Origin of the sequence: Paenibacillus jilunlii, from assembly GCF_900102965.1 — a bacterium.
GTDB classification, from domain to species: domain Bacteria; phylum Bacillota; class Bacilli; order Paenibacillales; family Paenibacillaceae; genus Paenibacillus_AQ; species Paenibacillus_AQ jilunlii.
Genome location: NZ_FNGM01000005.1, coordinates 168,281 through 186,498, shown reverse-complemented (window position 1 = coordinate 186,498; position 18,218 = coordinate 168,281). Strand labels below are relative to the sequence as shown.

Annotated in this window: 16 protein-coding genes, 1 tRNA gene and 1 pseudogene; 14 read left to right on the top strand and 4 right to left on the bottom strand. The window is 48.5% G+C overall.

Translation table 11 applies throughout. From position 1 onward, the window contains the following. Nucleotides 1-87 precede the first annotated feature (87 nt). Entirely contained in the window at nt 88-588 is a 501-nt protein-coding gene (locus BLQ82_RS11480; RefSeq protein ID WP_062527076.1) for a PH domain-containing protein, read from the bottom strand. 204 nt (nt 589-792) lie between these two features. Here BLQ82_RS11480 and BLQ82_RS11475 point away from each other — a divergent pair, with 204 nt between their 5' ends. Together BLQ82_RS11475 and BLQ82_RS11470 are read left to right on the top strand one after the other, a co-directional pair. Beyond that, nucleotides 793-1,455 (top strand): hypothetical protein, encoded by a 663-nt coding sequence (locus BLQ82_RS11475; protein ID WP_062527080.1) that lies wholly within the window; start codon nt 793-795, stop codon nt 1,453-1,455. 219 nt (nt 1,456-1,674) lie between these two features. Next, entirely contained in the window at nt 1,675-2,010 is a 336-nt protein-coding gene (locus BLQ82_RS11470; RefSeq protein ID WP_062527082.1) for a YolD-like family protein, read from the top strand. A 35-nt stretch (nt 2,011-2,045) separates the two neighbouring features. Here BLQ82_RS11470 and BLQ82_RS31940 read toward each other — a convergent pair whose 3' ends face one another. Next, complete coding sequence (locus BLQ82_RS31940) at nt 2,046-2,207, bottom strand: hypothetical protein (RefSeq protein WP_157243853.1); 162 nt, start codon at nt 2,205-2,207, stop codon at nt 2,046-2,048. 180 nt (nt 2,208-2,387) lie between these two features. On the opposite strand from BLQ82_RS31940, the gene BLQ82_RS11465 reads away from it, so the two are divergent. From BLQ82_RS11465 to BLQ82_RS33190, 4 genes and pseudogenes are all read left to right on the top strand, one after another. Next, entirely contained in the window at nt 2,388-3,074 is a 687-nt protein-coding gene (locus BLQ82_RS11465) for a M15 family metallopeptidase (protein WP_062527084.1), read from the top strand. A gap of 71 nt (nt 3,075-3,145) precedes the next feature. Next, nucleotides 3,146-3,571 carry a WGxxGxxG family protein gene (locus BLQ82_RS32360; RefSeq protein WP_062527086.1) on the top strand — a complete coding sequence of 142 codons (426 nt, stop codon included), beginning with the start codon at nt 3,146-3,148 and terminating at the stop codon, nt 3,569-3,571. A gap of 145 nt (nt 3,572-3,716) precedes the next feature. After that, a tRNA-Leu gene (locus BLQ82_RS11455) sits at nt 3,717-3,802 on the top strand. Between the two features lie 107 nt (nt 3,803-3,909). Beyond that, a pseudogene (locus BLQ82_RS33190) lies at nt 3,910-3,972 on the top strand (helix-turn-helix domain-containing protein); the annotation flags it as partial. 263 nt (nt 3,973-4,235) lie between these two features. Here the strand turns inward: BLQ82_RS33190 and BLQ82_RS11450 are convergent. Both BLQ82_RS11450 and BLQ82_RS11445 read right to left on the bottom strand, forming a co-directional pair. Next, on the bottom strand, nt 4,236-5,315 hold the full coding sequence (locus BLQ82_RS11450; RefSeq protein WP_062527088.1) for a substrate-binding domain-containing protein: 1,080 nt from the start codon (nt 5,313-5,315) through the stop codon (nt 4,236-4,238). A 306-nt stretch (nt 5,316-5,621) separates the two neighbouring features. Continuing rightward, nucleotides 5,622-6,563: an MTP-1 family protein gene (locus BLQ82_RS11445; RefSeq protein ID WP_062527090.1), complete on the bottom strand. Its 942-nt coding sequence runs from the start codon at nt 6,561-6,563 to the stop codon at nt 5,622-5,624. A 156-nt stretch (nt 6,564-6,719) separates the two neighbouring features. Here BLQ82_RS11445 and BLQ82_RS11440 point away from each other — a divergent pair, with 156 nt between their 5' ends. The 8 genes from BLQ82_RS11440 to BLQ82_RS11405 all read left to right on the top strand — a co-directional run bounded on the left by BLQ82_RS11440 (nt 6,720) and on the right by BLQ82_RS11405 (nt 18,177). After that, entirely contained in the window at nt 6,720-7,568 is an 849-nt protein-coding gene (locus tag BLQ82_RS11440) for a helix-turn-helix domain-containing protein (protein WP_062527092.1), read from the top strand. Nucleotides 7,569-7,907: 339 nt separating this feature from the next. Further along, nucleotides 7,908-8,762, top strand: a complete 855-nt coding sequence (locus BLQ82_RS11435; protein WP_425281147.1) for an ABC transporter permease — start codon at nt 7,908-7,910, stop codon at nt 8,760-8,762. Between the two features lie 11 nt (nt 8,763-8,773). Further along, nucleotides 8,774-9,670, top strand: a complete 897-nt coding sequence (locus tag BLQ82_RS11430) for a carbohydrate ABC transporter permease (RefSeq protein WP_062527096.1) — start codon at nt 8,774-8,776, stop codon at nt 9,668-9,670. A 96-nt stretch (nt 9,671-9,766) separates the two neighbouring features. Continuing rightward, the gene (locus BLQ82_RS11425; protein WP_062527098.1) at nt 9,767-11,389 is read left to right on the top strand and encodes an extracellular solute-binding protein; all 1,623 of its coding nucleotides are present in this window, start codon (nt 9,767-9,769) and stop codon (nt 11,387-11,389) included. Nucleotides 11,390-11,428: 39 nt separating this feature from the next. After that, a complete protein-coding gene (locus BLQ82_RS11420) occupies nt 11,429-14,473 on the top strand; it encodes an alpha-mannosidase (protein WP_062527099.1) in 3,045 nt (1,014 codons plus the stop codon). A 21-nt stretch (nt 14,474-14,494) separates the two neighbouring features. Beyond that, a complete protein-coding gene (locus BLQ82_RS11415) occupies nt 14,495-16,105 on the top strand; it encodes a hypothetical protein (RefSeq protein WP_062527101.1) in 1,611 nt (536 codons plus the stop codon). A gap of 108 nt (nt 16,106-16,213) precedes the next feature. Beyond that, a complete protein-coding gene (locus BLQ82_RS11410) occupies nt 16,214-17,236 on the top strand; it encodes an SGNH/GDSL hydrolase family protein (RefSeq protein WP_244280766.1) in 1,023 nt (340 codons plus the stop codon). 167 nt (nt 17,237-17,403) lie between these two features. Next, on the top strand, nt 17,404-18,177 hold the full coding sequence (locus tag BLQ82_RS11405) for a helix-turn-helix domain-containing protein (RefSeq protein ID WP_062527103.1): 774 nt from the start codon (nt 17,404-17,406) through the stop codon (nt 18,175-18,177). The last annotated feature ends 41 nt before the right edge of the window (nt 18,178-18,218 follow it).

Below are 18,218 nucleotides of genomic sequence, written 5' to 3'. Positions count from 1 at the left end.
GTGCTGATGTGGGAAAGCCCCAGCCAAGTGAAAAGCCTCATTCCGGCCGGGGCGATCTCTCTTCCCTAAATAAGGTTGGCCAGCGGGTTAGATTTGCTCCCGGTAGCTGATATTGTTGGCGATTTTCTCATCGCGTACAGCTTGGCGCAGCACATCCTTCACCGTCTGGGGATGACGGATTCTGTGGAGAAGCAGCTGCGGCGACGAAGCGTCATCCGAGAATATTGTAAGTGTTCCGATACCCAGAATACGCTGGGGGATGGACTGGTCCACAGAAAAATCATTGACCCGCAGCAGCTCGATTTCTTCCACGTCTTTCCCGATCAGCCCGGTTTTGACCATAATGCGCTGGCTGGTGATGGTGTATGTGGTTGTATTCAGGCGCACGATGCCTTTGAGGCGGTCGGAAATGCCTGCGGGCTTGCCCTGCCACAGCTTTGTTTCAGGTCCCGAGCCGGAACCTGGTGCTGCTCCGGATGCCGCCCGGCGTTCAGGTGCAGCTGCGCCCCCGGTAGTGCTTGCGCCGCATTCTCCGCAAAATTTAGCACCTTGCTTGTATTCCGCGCCGCAGCTTGTGCAGTAAGGCATAAGCTATCTTCCTCTCTATTATTCATGTTGAAATCATTATAGTATAACAAGGATTTCCAGTCACTACTGGGGATCTTTGTTGTTTGTACTTGCCCGAAATACGCTTCAATTCTGCAATAAGTTTCATCTCTGCTATTTTAACATTATTTTCAGTTGCACTTTACAAAACTCGCTATTATTCTGTTAAGTGGAGGGATACTTAATATGAGACAAGCCTTACTGGCAGCTTTGCTGATGATGGTTGGCATTCTAAGCGCCTGCAGCAATAATAACTCAGTGCCTGCTTCCCATGAAGAGGTGCAGGAGAACGTACAAAACTTTTATAATGAAATGTCAAAGTTCGATGAAATGGGCAAGTCCTCATTGGAGGCATTCAACACAACCTTAACTTCGTACTCCACAGGAAAAGCGAGTGACAGCGAGATGGAGAAGGCAGTGGATGAATTTCAGGACACCGCTTCGGATATCGCTGAAGAAGTCAAGGATGTGAAGATCTCCAACAGCCTGCCGGAGGACATCCGGAAGCTGCTTAAAGAATCGGCCATTGCGTTCCAGAGTGCGTATTCCATCAAGGAAAAAGCCTCGAAAAGTGCGGTTTCTCCCGATGTTACTGCCGAGGAATTCCAGGACATGAACCAACAGGCAGATGTGGCGATGCTGTATGGCATCTCCAAGCTGAATGAGGCTAGAGTGGCAGCAGGTCTGATAGAACCGGGAAGTGCGGCTACGGACACACTGGCCGGTACAGGAAGCGGGACTGCAGCGGATTCTCAGGCGGATACAGACAGCCAAGCCAATACAGGCAAAACAGATATCCAGGTAAATCCGCAGACCGGTAAGGGAACTTCCGTAACAGAGATTAAATAAGCGAAACCCTGCTAAGGTAAGAAACAAGGCTTACTTGTCATTGGACAAGCAAAAGGCGCTGCACAGCGGACACTGTGGGCGCCTTTTGCTTGCGGTTCTGACATTTTTTTCTGATTGTTAAAAAGCGGGAATACGCATATAATACAAACATACGTTCGATTATTGTGGAGCGCAATCGCTGAAATGAAAACAGGTCATCCCTGGAAGGAGGAAAACATAATGGGCAAGAAGCTGGAGGGGTACGGCCTGTGGGAGAGCAGCAGGATGCTGCTGCCAGAGCATAAAAGCCGGATACATAAAGATGAACGGGAGATGCAGCACCGGGAAAAGCCCCTTCTGGATGAGCAGAAGCTGGAGGAAATTGAATGTACGCTGGCGCTGTCGCTGCGGAGCCATGTCCGGGTAACCGTAGTCTTGTTTGATCCTTTTGGGAATAAGCAGCTGAACGGCTTTGTGACTTCCATTCACACCCACTCGCGTGAGTTCAAGCTGCAGTGGGCGGAGGAATGGAAGTGGATTCAGGTCGATGATATTGTCGAAGCGTACATCGTCTGAGGCAGCAGGTCTTTTTTTGCTGAACCAGTCCTGTATTATTTAGGGGAGTTGGGCTCTGTTCTCTCATAAGCGATCAGGGTCACCGGTTTGTTCCCGTTGATTTGGGCTATGGCTGCTTCTGCCTGGCGGATGATCTCCACCGCGTCCCCCTGGTCGCTCAAGGCTGCCACCTTGTAGCTGTCACTGTGAATTTCCATTAGGTTTTCCCACCTTTCACTTTTATATTGGCCTGTTAGGACGGGAACCATCCATGAAAACGGTAATCCATAAAGATACAAAAGCCCCGGGTCGTGTTCGGGGTTTTTCTTGTACAATCAGGGAAAAGCGTACAAGCAACGGAGGAATAGAAGGCATTTACTATACCAGGGGGTGATCAAATGCTGACTTTGGATCAGGTGAACAGCAAATCGGCAGCCCGTCTTGGCGGTCTGCATCCCGTCCTGCTGGCGGCTGCCAATGTTTTGATACAGCGGTGTTATGCGCGGGGCATCCCGATTGTCATCACCCAGGGCTTGCGGACCATAGCTGAACAGAATGCCCTGTATGCGCAGGGCCGAACCAAGAAGGGGGCGATTGTAACCAACGCGCGGGGAGGCAGCAGCTTTCATAATTACGGCCTGGCGATGGACTTCGCGCTGCTGCTGCCGGATGGACAGAACATCTCCTGGGACATGAGCCGGGATGGGGACGGAGACAAGCTTGCAGACTGGAAAGAAGTCGTACAGGAAGCCAAGAAGCTGGGACTTGAATGGGGTGGAGACTGGACTTCCTTTAAGGATTATTCCCATTTTCAGCTGGCTTTTGGACTGAGTATTAAAGAGCTGAAGGCAGGCCGCCGTCCGGCCGCAGATCAAGTGGAGGAGGCTCTGAAAAGGATCAACGGGGGTGAGGATGAAGTGAACAAGGATGTGGAGGTTTCGGTCACTCTGAACGGAGTGAAGCTTACAGTCGGAGTGCTGGATAACGGAACTACTTACGTTCCAATACGGGCATTGGCGGAAGCGCTTGGAGCCAAGGTGACTTATGATCCTGCCAGCAAGACGGTAAATGTGGTGACCGTATAAAATTTCTTGCATAGATTCTACGCCGCAGGGGGAAATTATCAGGGACAAACCACACAAGGGGGTACAACATCTTGAATAAGCTGCTAACAAGCTTTGCCTGCGGTACCGTATTGTCCATGAGTCTGCTTGGCGTAGGATATGCATCTACTGCTTCCGGTACAACTGGAGCGGTTGGAACAGGCACCCGTATGATGAATGAGCAGGGCAACACCATGATGAATAACACCACTGGCACTGGAACCGCTGGTTTTGGCACTACTGGAACCACTGGCACTGGAACTGGCACTACTGGAACCACTGGGACCATGCGTAACCGTGGCGGAGACAACAACAACGTTTCTCCACTATCCAATACTACGCAGACTGGCAGATACCGGGCTAACGCTACAACTACCAACGCTGCAGACAACGACAATGACTTCGATTGGGGCTGGCTGGGATTGGTCGGTCTGCTAGGACTGGCCGGTATGAGAAACAAAAGCGGCGAACGCCGCTAGTCATTTTATGGAAGCGCAAGCGGCCCATTGGCTCCGGCTGATCGGGCCGTTTTACTGTAAACAAAAACTTAATGGAAATTTAGATTGCGTATCCACCGGATACGTGATATCATATTTCTTGTCGCGTTATCAACGCTTCTACCATGCCGGGGTGGCGGAATAGGCAGACGCACAGGACTTAAAATCCTGCGGTACGTGAGTACCGTACGGGTTCGACCCCCGTCCTCGGCATCCATAGCAACAGTGAAGGGCGCATTCAAGTGAATGCGTCTTTTTTTGCACATGGGTTATAAAAAGGATAATGTAAATCCTGGAGCGAATTAAGCATGTGATTATTTAAACTTTGTGATACGTTTCAATGCAAGCTGTCAGAATTAATTGAGTATGTGCCAGAAGAATAGAAAGTATTCGGGAGGGTGCTTTTCTTTTTGACAGATAAATAATCTTCAAAAAAATCTTATACTGATAATGCTGTGACCTAGCCATTCTTCAATTTCTTTCAAGTGAACCTCTTCTAAATATAGGCCGGTCCCCTAAGATAGGGGGCCGGCCTAATCTAATGATCCCGGCTGCTCACCTATAAACCATTGATAGATCAGGTATGAAGCTTGCGTTCAAACATAATCAGGATAGAATCGCCCGGGGGATCATCTCCAATATTCCATTAGCCCTGAAATGGCTTAGTGGTATCACGTATGACCAAGCTTGTAGGCAGCATGACTTTCTTGTTGCCGTAAGATGAGCCTTCGGTAATTTCGAACAGCAGCTTGGCACTCTCATAGCCGAGGACGTCGAAATATTGCTTCACTGTACTCAAGGCGACCCTGGCGAACTTGGAGTTCTCAAAATCGTCAAAGCCGATTAGGGATACTTGTTCAGGGATGCGGATATCAAGTGCAGTCAGCCGTTCGATTACCTCAAGGGCCCGCTTATCGTTCGCGCAGAAAAGTGCGGTCATCTCCCCGCTTTGAATCAGCTGTGCAAGTGCAGAGTGATTCATTTCCTTCTCCAGGAACAAGAGGGACTCGGATATTGGAATGGACGCATTCAGCATGGCATTGCAATAACCGTTATATCTGTCAATCTCCGGGCTCAGATGATAGTCGTAAGCCGCAAATCCGATTCGCCGATGACCTTGCTGTATCAAGTATTCTACTGCTTCATAAGCACCGTCGTGGTTATTACATGTGACGACGTTGACTGGATAGCCGGAAGGCGAACGATCAAGCATAACGAACGGAATCGCTTTTTTTCGGATTTCCCCGAGATAGCCTTTCGCCGCTTCGGGATCAGAGGAATAGATGAGTAATCCTCTTAGTTCCGTTTCAATCAGCCCTAGAACGAGCTCGCGTTCCTGTTCAAAGTCATTCTCCACGAATTCAATGATCAGCTTGCAGCCATGTTTGCTCAGAAAGGACTGGATGCCCCTCATGATCTGCATATACGAAATATCGTACAGTTCGACGCCGGAAATGACAAAAGCCACCAGATTCGAGGTCTTTTCCGGGATGGCCGCTTGACTGGCGACGAAGCTCCCCTTGCCCCTGATACGGTAGATCACACCCTCGTTCACCAGCTCTGAGAGTGCTTTGCGCACAGTGATCGTGCTGACATCCAGCAGCTTGGAAAATTCCGACTCGCTAGGAATCCGGTCTTCCTCTGTAAATTCCTGATTCTCAATCTGGGATAAGACATAGTCTTTAACCATCTGGTACTTTGGCAGAGCCAAATCCTTCTTGCTCAAGTAAGTTCACCTCATATCGGCATTTCCTCAATTATAGCGTACATCATTTTGAAAAGTATACTTACTTGGAGTGTGCTTTAGCTAAATTTTTACCAGATCAGCAGAAAATTCTCGGAAATTAAGTAATAATGAGGCTGAATAACATAAAATATTAGAATTTAATGAAGGTCTGTATTACTATGGGGTCAAATAAGGTATGCTTTTTAATTAAGTTGATATAATATCTTTACTGCAGCCCGTAAAGCCGTCAACGGACAACAAAGAGAGCTGCTGGCAATCCAGCAGCCCGATGCTTGAGTATATCATTTAAATAGTAACAATGGCGCCTTCCTTCCCGAACGGGTAGTCGATGACGATACGAGCAGCTTCGCAATCGCCGATGCCGCTGTACAGATTGACCTTGCCATCGGCACGCATTTCGATGCCGGCGGTAAATGCGCAGTCCGTCAGATGGGGTTTCTTGGCGGGACCATCTGGATAACAAGGACGCGTGCCGATAATTTTCAATTCTGAGAATTGATTTGTCTGCGGGTCCAATACGAAGGCCATGTTCATATAGGCCGATATATCTCCTTGAGCATAACAGATATGGCCAATGACGCCGATCTTCCCGCTCTCAAGCAAGTAGGCCTGGTTGCAGCCTCCCCACTCATCCTTGCGGAACAGGCCACGGATATTAGGGGCGTTCTCGATAACCTCCGGAGACAGGTCGTCGAGGCTGTTGATGACTGCGAATCCAACCAAAGACTCACTTCCGAATTCCTTGCGTACTTCTTCTCCGCGTGGTCGCGAGAAGACGCCGATCCTGCCATCCTGAAGCTCTACAAGCCGAATGTCTTTCATATAATCCGGACCGGTCGTGAAGTAGAAGAGATCATGGATATCACAGCCTTTGTAGAAGTAACCGTAGAAAGTATCAATCTGTCCCTGCTTGTAACGGACATGGGTACCGCCCAATACGAGCTGTTTGCCGATCTTGCTAATATAAGGGTCTTCAAGCTGATAGATCATTGCGTCCGGCACGGCTGTCCACTCATCCGGACCGCTCTGCTCAAACAGGCGGACCCAGGACCTTGCCCACTCATGGCGTTTTTCCAGGCGTCCATACATGTAGCGCTTGCCGTTCCATTCAAACGGGATTGTAGGATTGTAGACATCGAAGTCTTCGACTCCGAGGAATACAAGCTTGGCGCTTTCATAAATGCGTTTGTTTGCTTCAAATTGCTGACGCAGTTGCAATAAGTTCATTTGCGGCAATCTCCTCTCAGGCTTCAATAACAATTCTATCCTAATGGATAGTTATGTCCTGATTCTTGCTCCAATTTTGGATGTATTATGGTGGTTTGACATGGAAAGAACTTGTCTTTATCGTTGTACATATACGAACAAGGAGGAATACCGCCAATGTTGAAGCTTCTCGCTGCCAACGGCATTGACTCTGAAATACAGGCCCATTACCGGCTGATCGCTTCGGTGCGCGATACGACCGGCATGCATAGCCATGACTTTTTTGAATTGTTTCTTATTCTGAAGGGAAGCGTTGTGCATGTCATTAACAACAATCGTCAGTTGTTGCAGGAGAATACTCTCGTGTTCATACGGGACCGGGATGTGCACTGCTATGAGCAGACGACAGACAGCGATTGCCAGTTCGTCAATTTGTCGTTCAAACGGGAGGTCCTGGACGACCTGATTGCTTTCTTGGGAGAGGGATTCCCGAGTGGAAGGCTTCTTGAGCCGGCCATGCCGCCGTCGGTCTTGCTGTCCAAAACGGAGAAGGAATATGTGCGGTACCGGCTGGAGCAGCTCAGTCTGATTCCGCAGGAGAAAAAGCTGGCTATCAAAGCAGAGGTAAGAGCCATCTTGACCGACCTGTTCTCCCGTTACATCAAAGCCGAAGCGGAGCCGTTCGAACCGGCGGGACAGCCGGAATGGTTAAAGGCCCTATGCCGAGATGTGAAAAAGAAAGAACAATTTACACGGGGAGCGGCTGCGCTTGTCCAACTGTCAGGCAAATCGCATGCCTACGTATGCAGAATGTTCCGAGAGTATCTCGGGATGTCTCCGACACAGTATATCAATGAATTGAGGATTTCCTACGCTGAGAATTTGCTGCTGAACACGGATATGGAAATCGTGGATATCAGTTTGGAGATCGGCCTTGAGAACGTTAGCTACTTCTACGACTTGTTTAAACGGAGACACAATCTGACGCCCCACCGGTATCGTCAATTCGGTATTATTCACAAATAGTATACATAATCAATCTTATTGATGTTTGAATTTTATATATTGACGCAGTAAATAGTATGTGTTATTTTTTTACTTAGCATAATAACCTTCGGCATCATGATAGCCTAATCTGTATGAAACGGAAAGCAGAAGCATCCGGGTTTCGACGAATGCGGGAACTCAATCTGGAGGTGAAAATGAATGCGCTTTCAATAGGTCTGGACCACGGAGTTCACGCATCTGTGAGCCTAGTACCAGCCGTATCAGACTACAACATGTTGACAGTCAGGAGGTGTATCTGTGAAGGCAAGCAATAACAGTTTCATAGCCAGAATTATCAGGCACCGCTATCTCTACCTTATGGTGCTTCCCGGCTTCCTAACGCTGTTAATTTTTCACTATTTTCCGATGTACGGAATTTTAATCGCTTTCAAGGATTTTAACGCTTCCAAGGGGATATGGGGAAGCGAGTGGGTGGGATTCAAGTACTTCACTTCTTTCTTTAATGATCCCATGGCGCTTAGGGTTTTGAAGAACACTTTACTTCTCGGTTTGTATACTTTATTCTGGTCATTTCCGGCACCGATTATATTGGCACTGCTGTTTAATGAACTGAAGAACAAGAGCTTTAAGAAGATTGTTCAGACGGTATCTTATTTCCCGCACTTCATTTCGGTCGTCATTATTGCGGGAATGCTTAAGGAATTTACGGCCAGAGACGGCTTGTTCAACAATATTGTCGCCTTTTTCGGCGGAGAACCGGTTATGTTTCTTTTGGAGTCTGATTTTTTCCGGACCATCTTCATCTCTTCCGGTATATGGCAAGGCATCGGGTTCGGCACGATCATCTACCTTGCCGCATTAAGCGGAATAGATCCAACGCTATATGATGTGGCTGATGTAGACGGCGCAGGCCGGTGGAAGAAGGTTGTGCACATTACATGGCCTTCGCTCAAGCCGACCACAATCATTTTGCTGATTTTCGCCGTGGGGGGAGTTCTTGGAAGTGATTTTCAGAAGATCATTCTGCTCTATTCACCTGAGACTTACGAAGTAGCGGATGTCATTGGGTCCTATGTTTATCGTCAAGGTATACTGGGTGCGCAATATGAGTACACAACTGCAATCGGAATGTTCATGTCGCTTATTTCCTTTATTATTCTTTACTGGACCAATTGGGTTAGCCGGAAGGTATCCGAGACAAGTTTGTTCTAGGTGGTGAGAAGTTGAGAAGGGTTAGCCTAGGTTCCAGAGCTTTCGATGCGTTAAACGTTGTTATCATGCTGTTCATCCTGGTTGTTGTGCTGTATCCGATACTGCACATTGTCGCGACATCGCTAAGCGGTGCAAATTACATCTCTTCCGGGAGCGTAACGATTTGGCCTAAGGGGTTTAATCTGGAAGCGTACACGACGGTATTTCATGATCCATACATTTTTAAAGGGTATTTGAACTCGATTATTTATGCGGCAGGCTCGACGGGGATCATGCTGCTTTTTACGGCAATGATGGCGTATCCGCTCACGATTCCTGGATTTGCGGGTAAGAAATTTTTAACCTTCTTCCTGATGATAACGATGTTTTTCGGTGGCGGCTTAATTCCGACCTATCTGCTAATGCGCAGCCTGAACCTGTTAGACACGGTATGGGTCATGATTCTCCCGGGTGCAATCAGCGCTTATAATGTATTTTTATTCCGTACCTTCTTTCTTAATATTCCTTCTGAGCTGAAGGACTCCGCATATATCGACGGGGCGAATGATCTGGTAGTCCTATTCAAAATCATCCTGCCGTTGTCAAAAGCGCTTTTTGCAACCTTTGCTCTGTTCGGTCTGGTCGGAAGCTGGAACAGCTGGTTCGAAGCTTTGATTTACTTGCGGGATCAGGATAAGTACCCTTTGCAGATGGTGTTAAGAAACTATCTGTTCACTCTGGATACAACTGCAATTCAAGGCCGGGTAGGAGGCGGTGCTGTTGCTGTCAATGCCCCGGGAGAAACGCTTGATCCGAAGGCGGTACGAATGAGCGTCATTATTATTACTATGTTTCCGATTATGTGCATCTATCCCTTCTTTCAGAAGCATTTCACCAAAGGGTTATTCGTAGGCTCCGTCAAAGGCTGAGCTCACGATGCGCGGGTGTAAAGAGCTGAATGCCCGGTTCATTGTTAATGATGAGAGTTGAAAAAGCGATTATCGTGCAAATTAGGGGGAACTTAAATGAACAAGCTGGCGAAAATACTTATCCTCGGGTTGGCCGCGCTGATGATTTTTTCAGGATGTTCGAATGCTTCCAAGAATTCTGCCGCCAATGGGGAGAATCAGGAAGTGATGCGCTTCTCGGTGACTCTGCCTACGTATGGCGTGGATAATCCGAATAGTCTCGTAGGCAAGGAATGGCACAAACGTATGGAAGCATACATGGGTAAAAAGGTGAAAATTGAATATAACTATATTCCGTCTTCCGAGTATGACGAGAAGGTCAAACTCATGATTGCAAGCGACGATCTGACGGACTTCTTCGTGACGCCGTTATTTTATGATACGAGCGAAATGGCCGGTCAGGGCCAGCTTCTCGAATTAGCCCAATATAAAGATTTAATGCCGAACTATATGAACTACATCAGCAAGGTCAAAAATGGAATGAAGCGGGTAACGAATGCAGGCGGCGAAATGTATACCTTTATGGAAACTTCCACTCCAAGGTTCCCCGAGGATCGCGGTATGCTCATCCAGAATGTGTCCTCTTACCGTTATGACGTGTTCAAAGCGAATCATATCGGAATTCCGGAAACGCTTGATGAATTTTATGAGGCTGCCAAAAGCCTTAAAAAACTCTATCCCGGCAAATATCCCGTCGCAACCAAATGGAACAGCCTGAGATCGCTGTTCTCTGCGAACCATATCAAGGACGAAATCTTCTGGAACGGCGAGAAATATGTATATGGGGTGCTGGAAGAAGGGTTTAAAGATGCGCTCCAATTTGCAAATAAGCTGTATGCGGAAAAGCTGTTAGATCCGGAGTATACGATAGATACAGATGATACGCTGAAAAGAAAAGCGCTGAATGGCGACAATCTCATGTGGCTGACGCAGTGGTTTACCACTCCGGCCGAGTACACAAGAACGGCGGGCGATGGCAAGATTTTTGCAGTTTCCCTGTATCCTGACAATCCGAAGTACGGGAAAGCCTGGCAGGAAGTGGTGAATGGCAATACTCCTGATTTGGGTTGGGCCGCTTTCGGCCTAAGTTCAAAAGTGAAAAACCCCGAAGAATTGATCAAATTCATCGATTATCAATATTCGGATGAAATGATCAGACTCATTACCTGGGGGATTGAGGGCACGACCTATACGATTGGGGAGAATGGGATTCCGACCTTTGTGGACTCGTTGAAAAATGCCAAAGATCCGTGGCTGGAAGGCGACAAATACGGCATGCGGGCAAGCCGGAATCATAACCCTGGCCTGCAGATGGTTAATGACGCAAGAGCGTTTGTAGATTTTGCCGCGACAGACTATACCGTATTTAACGGCAAATATGAAGAGGTGCCGATTGAGAAGTCACAATTCCTGACGAGCTTACCAATGCCAGAGAACGAGTATGTTCCTTCCTGGCTGAGCGAGCCTTCGATTCAACTCACAGGGGATGAAAACCAACGGATCTCGGAGATTATGAACCCGGTTAAAACGTTTGTCACGGAAGAACAGGCCAAATTCGTGGCAGGCAAGAGCAGCTTCGATGATTGGCAGGCATTCATTGATAAGGTTCAACAAATGGGCGCCATTGATGAAGCGCTGAAAATTTATAACGATGCTGCGCAAAGAGTAACAGCAAATTAATAGAGATTGTTAACGAAACCATAGGATGTGAGAAGAGCTTTGAATGAGAAAAAAGAAATTGCATTCCATGCCGAAAAGCTTCTGAATAAAAGAAATCAATTTATGATTACAAAGGTTTCTCCAATGGAGTTTTCAGGTTTCACGACAAAGGAACAGCTGTTCATTCATGAAATGGAAGAACAACCGTTCCAGAGCATTGCCCCGGGACAACCGTGGGGGGAGAAGTGGGGGTACGGCTGGTTCCGCTCGACAATCATCGTTCCGAAGGAGGCCGAAGGCAAACGGCTGGTGGCTATGCTCGATTTTGGGTCCGAAGCGACCGTGTATGTTGACGGCATTGTGAGTGGTGCAAAGGACTTTAACCATCATTACGTAACCTTAACCCGTTCGGCGAAAAGCGGCGAGCAATTCGTGATTGTCGCAGAGGCTTACGCCGGCCATTCGGATTCCCAGCCGATGTTCGGAGAGTCGCAGCTCTGTATTTTTGAAGAAGAAGTGTACCAGTTTTTTATCGATTTGGAATGCCTGTACGATCTTCGCAACCATCTCGATGTCAAATCTCTCCGCGTTGCGGAGATTGACCGTTGTCTGACTCAGGTATTTGCGGCGGTCGACCTGACCCTGTGCCAGGAATTGTTGGAAGAGAACGCCAAGCAGTGCAGGGAGATTATGAAACCGCTTTTATCCTGTATAAACGGTTCGACGGCGCCTACTCTGTACCTTATGGGACAGTCCCACCTGGATGTAGCCTGGCTGTGGCCGATTGCGGAGACGAAGCGTAAGATTGCACGGACCATGTCCAATCAGCTGGCGCTCATGGACGAATATCCGGAATATACTTACACGCAGAGCCAGCCTTATTTGTTCCAGCTGGTCAAGACGCTGTATCCTGAGCTGTATACGCGCATCAAACAGGCGGTGAAGGACGGCAGAATCATTCCCGAAGGCTCCATGTGGATTGAGCCGGATACGAACCTCACCAGCGGTGAAAGCCTGATCCGCCAGGCGATGCACGGCAAACGCTTCTTCAAGGAAGAATTCGGCGTAGACAACGAAATGCTGTGGCTGCCTGACGTGTTCGGCTATTCCGGGAACCTGCCGCAAATCATGAAGGGCTGCGGGATTAAGTATTTTGGTTCCGTTAAATTGTTCGGTACTTATGATAATGTAGCAGATCCGTTTCCGCATAATACGTTTCTGTGGGAAGGGATCGATGGTTCGCAAATCTTGTCGCACCTGCTCAACTATGGAGACTACTACCCGATTCGGATCAGTCCGTCGTTCTTAATCCATCAGTGGAAAGACCGCGTCCAGCTTGAAGGAATTTCTACGCGGCTCACGCAGTTCGGGCATGGCGACGGAGGCGGAGGCTCCAACCGGGACGATCTTGAGTTTATGCGCAGGCTCGGCAATCTGGAGGGCGTCCCCAAGACGAAGCACGGCTCGCCCATCGATTTTTTCCGGGATCAGAGCGAAAAGGGCATTCCTGATGCCAAGTATGTAGGTGAGCTCTATTATCCCGCTCACCGCGGGACTTATACAACACAAGCGGTCATCAAAAAACTGAACCGGAAGGCGGAAATAGGCTTCCGTGAGGCGGAGCTATGGGGGGCTGCGGCGGAGCATTTTAATAACCGGACCTATCCTTACGGGGAGCTGGACCGTCTGTGGAAGGTATTGCTGCTGCACCAATTCCACGATATTCTGCCGGGCTCATCTATCCACCGTGTCCATGAAGAGGCGCAGCTTGAACTGGTGGAATTGAATAAGAACGTGTACGACATGGCTTCAGAAGCAAGAGATGCGCTCACGGACGGAAAGCCCTCCAGTGTTACCGTATTTAACTCGCTGTCCTGGGCTAGACGGGAACTGGCAGCATTACCTAATGGCGTTCACGGGATTGCGGATAGGAATGGAGCAGCTCTACCGGTGCAATTGCACGAAGGTGTCAGCTATGCCCGGCTAGAGGCTCCTTCCATGGGCTGGTTGACGTACAAGACTGAACCGGAAGCGCCAGCCGTTCCTGTTCTGCCGGCAGTCTCTGTAAGTAAATCGCATATGGAGAATGAATGGATCGGGCTTGAATTTAACGAAAAGGGTGAGATCACGCGGATTTTCGATAAGGAGACCGGTACGGAATGGGCAGCAGGCCACTGCAATGTCATGCGGATGTACCGGGATCAAAATTCGGATTTCGATGCCTGGGAGATTGACCGGCGCTACCGCTTGGCGCCCGTCGGGCTGAACGCAAATGCCAAAGTATCCGTTACTGCGAATGGGCCGCTCTTCGCGAATATTCGGGTTGAGCGGGAATTGAATCATTCAACCATGATTCAGGATATCCGCTTGGGTGCCGGCAGCCGCCGGGTGGAATTCCATACAACGGTTCAGTGGCGCGAAAAGAATAAGCTGCTGAAAGCCGATTTTCCTGTCCGCATTCATACGAACGAGTCCCTGCAGGAAATTCAGTTCGGTTACGTTAAGAGGCCGAATCATGCTTCGCGTCCGCATGATGCGGACCGTTACGAAGTGGTTCAGCATAAGTGGTCTGCCCTTGCAGAGGCAAACCGCGGCTTCGCCCTGCTGAACGACTGCAAGTACGGCATTTCGGTCAACGATAACACGATGAGCCTAACGCTGCTTCGGGCTCCAACTTGGCCGGATGAAACGTCCGATCAAGGGGTGCAACATTTTACTTATGGATTTACATTCTGGAACGGCGCGTTTCTCGACAGTCCTGTCGTGCGCGAAGCTTATGAGCTGAACTATCCTGTCAGCCTTGTGCCTGGGGAAGGGTACGGGGAACAATCCTTACTCTGCATCGATCAGGCCAATGTGATTACGGAGACGGTCAAACTGGCCGAAGACGGATCGGGCGATTGGGTTGTGCGTCTGTACGAGAGTAAAGGGGCCTCGGTAGTCTGCAGGCTTCACACCGGGCTGCCCGTTGCGGCAGTTAGTGATGCAAATATGCTGGAGGAGAAGATTGCAGAGGTGCCGCAAGAAGGCGGTGTTGTAATGCTCCAATTCCGTCCGTTCGAGGTGAAGACCATTCGAATGGTGCTCAAGCAAGGCGTGATATGAATAAGCAGGGAGGCCAAGAAAATGAAAATGAAACAGTGGAAAAGTGCGGGAATCTGGACTTGTATTGTGCTGATGATTATGACGGCTCCGGTCAGCGCGAGTGCATCACAGGCGGCGGAAAGCAGCGCCGGGCAGAATCTGAGCAGCGCAAAGAAAAGGGTCCAGGAGCCGTTCAGGATCAAGGTCGTGGATGCCGAGACGGGCCGGGGCATTCCTCTTGTTGAGCTGAAGACGACGAACAACATTCTGTATTACACGGATAGTGCTGGTGTAGTGGCGTTCAACGAACCCGGATTGATGGATCAGACAGTCTTCTTCCATTTGTCGAGCCACGGCTATGATATCCCTGCCGATATGTTTGGCAATCGCGGGCAGGCTGTACAGATTATCCCCGGGGGCATGATTACAATCGGGATGAACCGGGTCAACATCGCTGAACGGCTGTACCGGATTACCGGCCAAGGCATTTATCGGGACAGTATGCTCCTTGGTTTGGGGGCGCCGGTTCAGGAGCCGCTGATCAACGGTTTGGTCATGGGACAGGATTCCGTGCAGACGATCGTGTACAACCATAAGCTGTACTGGTTCTGGGGGGATACCGACAGACCGGCGTATCCGCTGGGGAACTTCCGGGTGACGGGAGCGACGTCTAAGCTGCCGCAAAACGGCGGATTGGACCCGGATGCCGGCGTGAATCTGGACTATTTTACCAACGGGGACGGTTTCGTCAAAAGCTTGGTGCCGCAGCTGCCTGACGGCGCCGGAATAGCTTGGGTGTTCGGTTTGATGACCGCCAGGGACAGCACCGGACAGGAGCGCCTGCTCGCCGGCTACAGTACGCATAATCCCGGACTCAGCGCCTTCGGCATCCTTGCCTTTAATGACAATATTAAGGAGTTTGAGCAAGTCGTCCAGTTTCCTTCCAAGGACGATTGGCGCCATCCGGGCGGCCAGGCGACCTATTATGAGGAGAGCGGGGCGGGTTATTGGCTCTTTACCGAACACCGGATGCCGAATTTACGCGTACCCGCAAGCTATGACGCCATCATCGACTATACTCAATATGAATCCTTCACATGTTTGACACCGGGAACGACCTATAACGGGGCTCAAACTTCGTTGGAACGCGATGCAAACGGCAAGCTTGTATGGGGTTGGAAAAAGAATACTCCGCCGCTTAACCAGAATCAAGAGAAGGAACTGATCCATTTAGGCGTGATCCAAGCGGATGATTCGCATTATTATCAATTGCAAGATGCCGATACCGGTGAAGAGGTTCAAATCTCCTCAAGCGCCGCCCAATGGAACGATTACCGGCAGCGTTACGTGATGATCGGGCAGCAGGTGCAGGGGAAGACGTCAGTGCTCGGAGAAATCTGGTACGCGGAAGCTCCGGCGCCTCAAGGTCCTTGGACCCATGCCAAAAAGATCGTAACGCACAATAATTATACTTTTTACAATGTTGCCCAGCACAAAAACTTCAATAAGGATGGCGGCCGGGTTATCTACTTCGAGGGGACTTATACGAATACGTTCACGAATCAGGTCCCGACACCACGGTATAACTACAATCAGGTCATGTATAAGCTCGACCTGGCGAATCCGAAGCTGGGGCTTACTCATATGAACTAATTGAACAAGGACCCTTCCGGAAGCGCTGTAGGCATTCGGGAAGGGTCATTTATGCAGAGCGTTATGGAAATGAGATAACCTATGCAGAATTTGATGGGAGGAGTTACTTTGGATTTTGACTTTACCAAGTACACCAGGCTGGTGGGGAGATTTGATCTGACTGAGAAAGGGAATCCGAAATGCGGATGGGTTAACAGTGCTGTTCATCTTGCTTTCCGGGGTACGGCCGTCTCCATGACAGCAGAGGGTTCCGATGGCCAGGATTACGTAGAAATCGTATTGGACGGTGTCGCCCGTAACTGGATTAATCTGAAGAAGGGGGTCCATGAATACATAATCGAACGGGGGCTCCCGGATGGTGGGCACACTTTGGAAATCCATAAGCGGACGGGGATTTTGACCGGAAGTATTGCATTTCATCATTTTTCTCTTCCGGACGGCGGAAGCTTCCTTGCCCCGCCTGCGGCCAAACCTATCCGGCTTGAATACTTCGGGGATTCCATCACAGATGGAGCAGGGATCGGCCATCCGCATGTGCTCGCTGAAGCCCCGCATCTTGACGACGGTTACATGTCCTATGTCGGGATCAGCGCCAGAATGTTGAACGCCGAATATCATACGATGGCCATTTGCGGCATTGGCGTTTTGCAGGATGCCGTAGGGAATAAGCATGGCTTGCCGGAGCATTTTTTCGGAACACTCGGCAAAGAGACGGCACCATGGGATTTTTCCCGGTATATTCCTGATGGAATTATCATTAACTTGGGCCAAAACGACTATTCTACGCCAGTCGATGATGAGGAGTATATTGCCGCTTATATAAAATTCATTGAGGTTATCCTGGATCAATATAACGATCCCTATGTCTTTTGCTGTGTTGGAACCATGAATAACAACTATCTTGCCAGTGTGAATAAGGTCGTGGACTATTTTAATCAAATTGGAAACCGAAAGGTAGCATTGGTTGATTTAGGGCTGATTCATCCAGAGGTGGAAGGGTGGGGCGGACGATACCATCCCGGCTATCAGACGCATTACCGGATGGGATGGGAGCTTGCCTCTTTTATCTCCGCCAAGACCGGATGGGAATTGCTTAAGCGTCCGTTGACCGCCACGGAATGCGTGTTTTGAAATTTTTCACTTACCGGGAAGGACTTATCGCAGCCAATGTAATTGGGTAGTAAGGACTCTTCTCACTTTAGTTGTCTTTTACTCAACAAATGAGTAATGGTGATTTGCAAGCTGCTTGTAGTATGTTTTCTATAGAAGCTTATAAAAACTATAGAGGAGCAGTGATTATGCAAATCAGAATTGGCGAAAATCTTCGAAAACTTAGAATTAAGAACGAACTCACACAGGAAAAGCTTGCAGAGGTATTCGGCGTATCCCCTCAAGCCATTAGCCGGTGGGAGAATAATACTACTTATCCGGATGTAACTATGCTTCCCAGCATTGCAAATTTCTATAATACATCCATTGATGAATTGCTAGGAATGGATGATATTCGCAATGTCGAAAAAATTAACAGCACATTTTCTATTGTACATGAATATGAGTCAAACGGGAGAATTGATGAAGCTATTCATACGCTTAGAGAGGCCATAAAAGTATACCCTAACAATTGTGGATTTTTGTCTGAACTTGCATTAGCATTAACGATAAAAAATAATACGGATACAAAATCCGAGTTAGTTAATGAAGCTATTTCCCTATCCGAACGTGTGCTGTTGAGTAGTACAAATGAAAAAGTCCGCTGCACAACTAAAGCAAATCTTTGCTTTCTGTATCTGAAAATAAATGAAAATGATAAGGCAATAAAATTAGCTAAGACACTACCACACGTTTGGGAGTGCCGAGAAATTCTATTACCTGAAATGTTCAATGAGGATGATTATATTATTGAATTGAAAAAAGGTATAAACACTGTTGTATCTGTAATCTGTGAGAAAATTGAAAATTCTAAAAAACATAAGCATTCAAGTATAGATAAAATGATTGCTCTTGGACCGAATACAAATTCGAATAATAATTTAAAAGGAAGAATAGAATTGCTAACACAATTCCTGATGTAACTTTGATCGGATGAATTTTAGCCTCTGTCTGAGTCTAATCG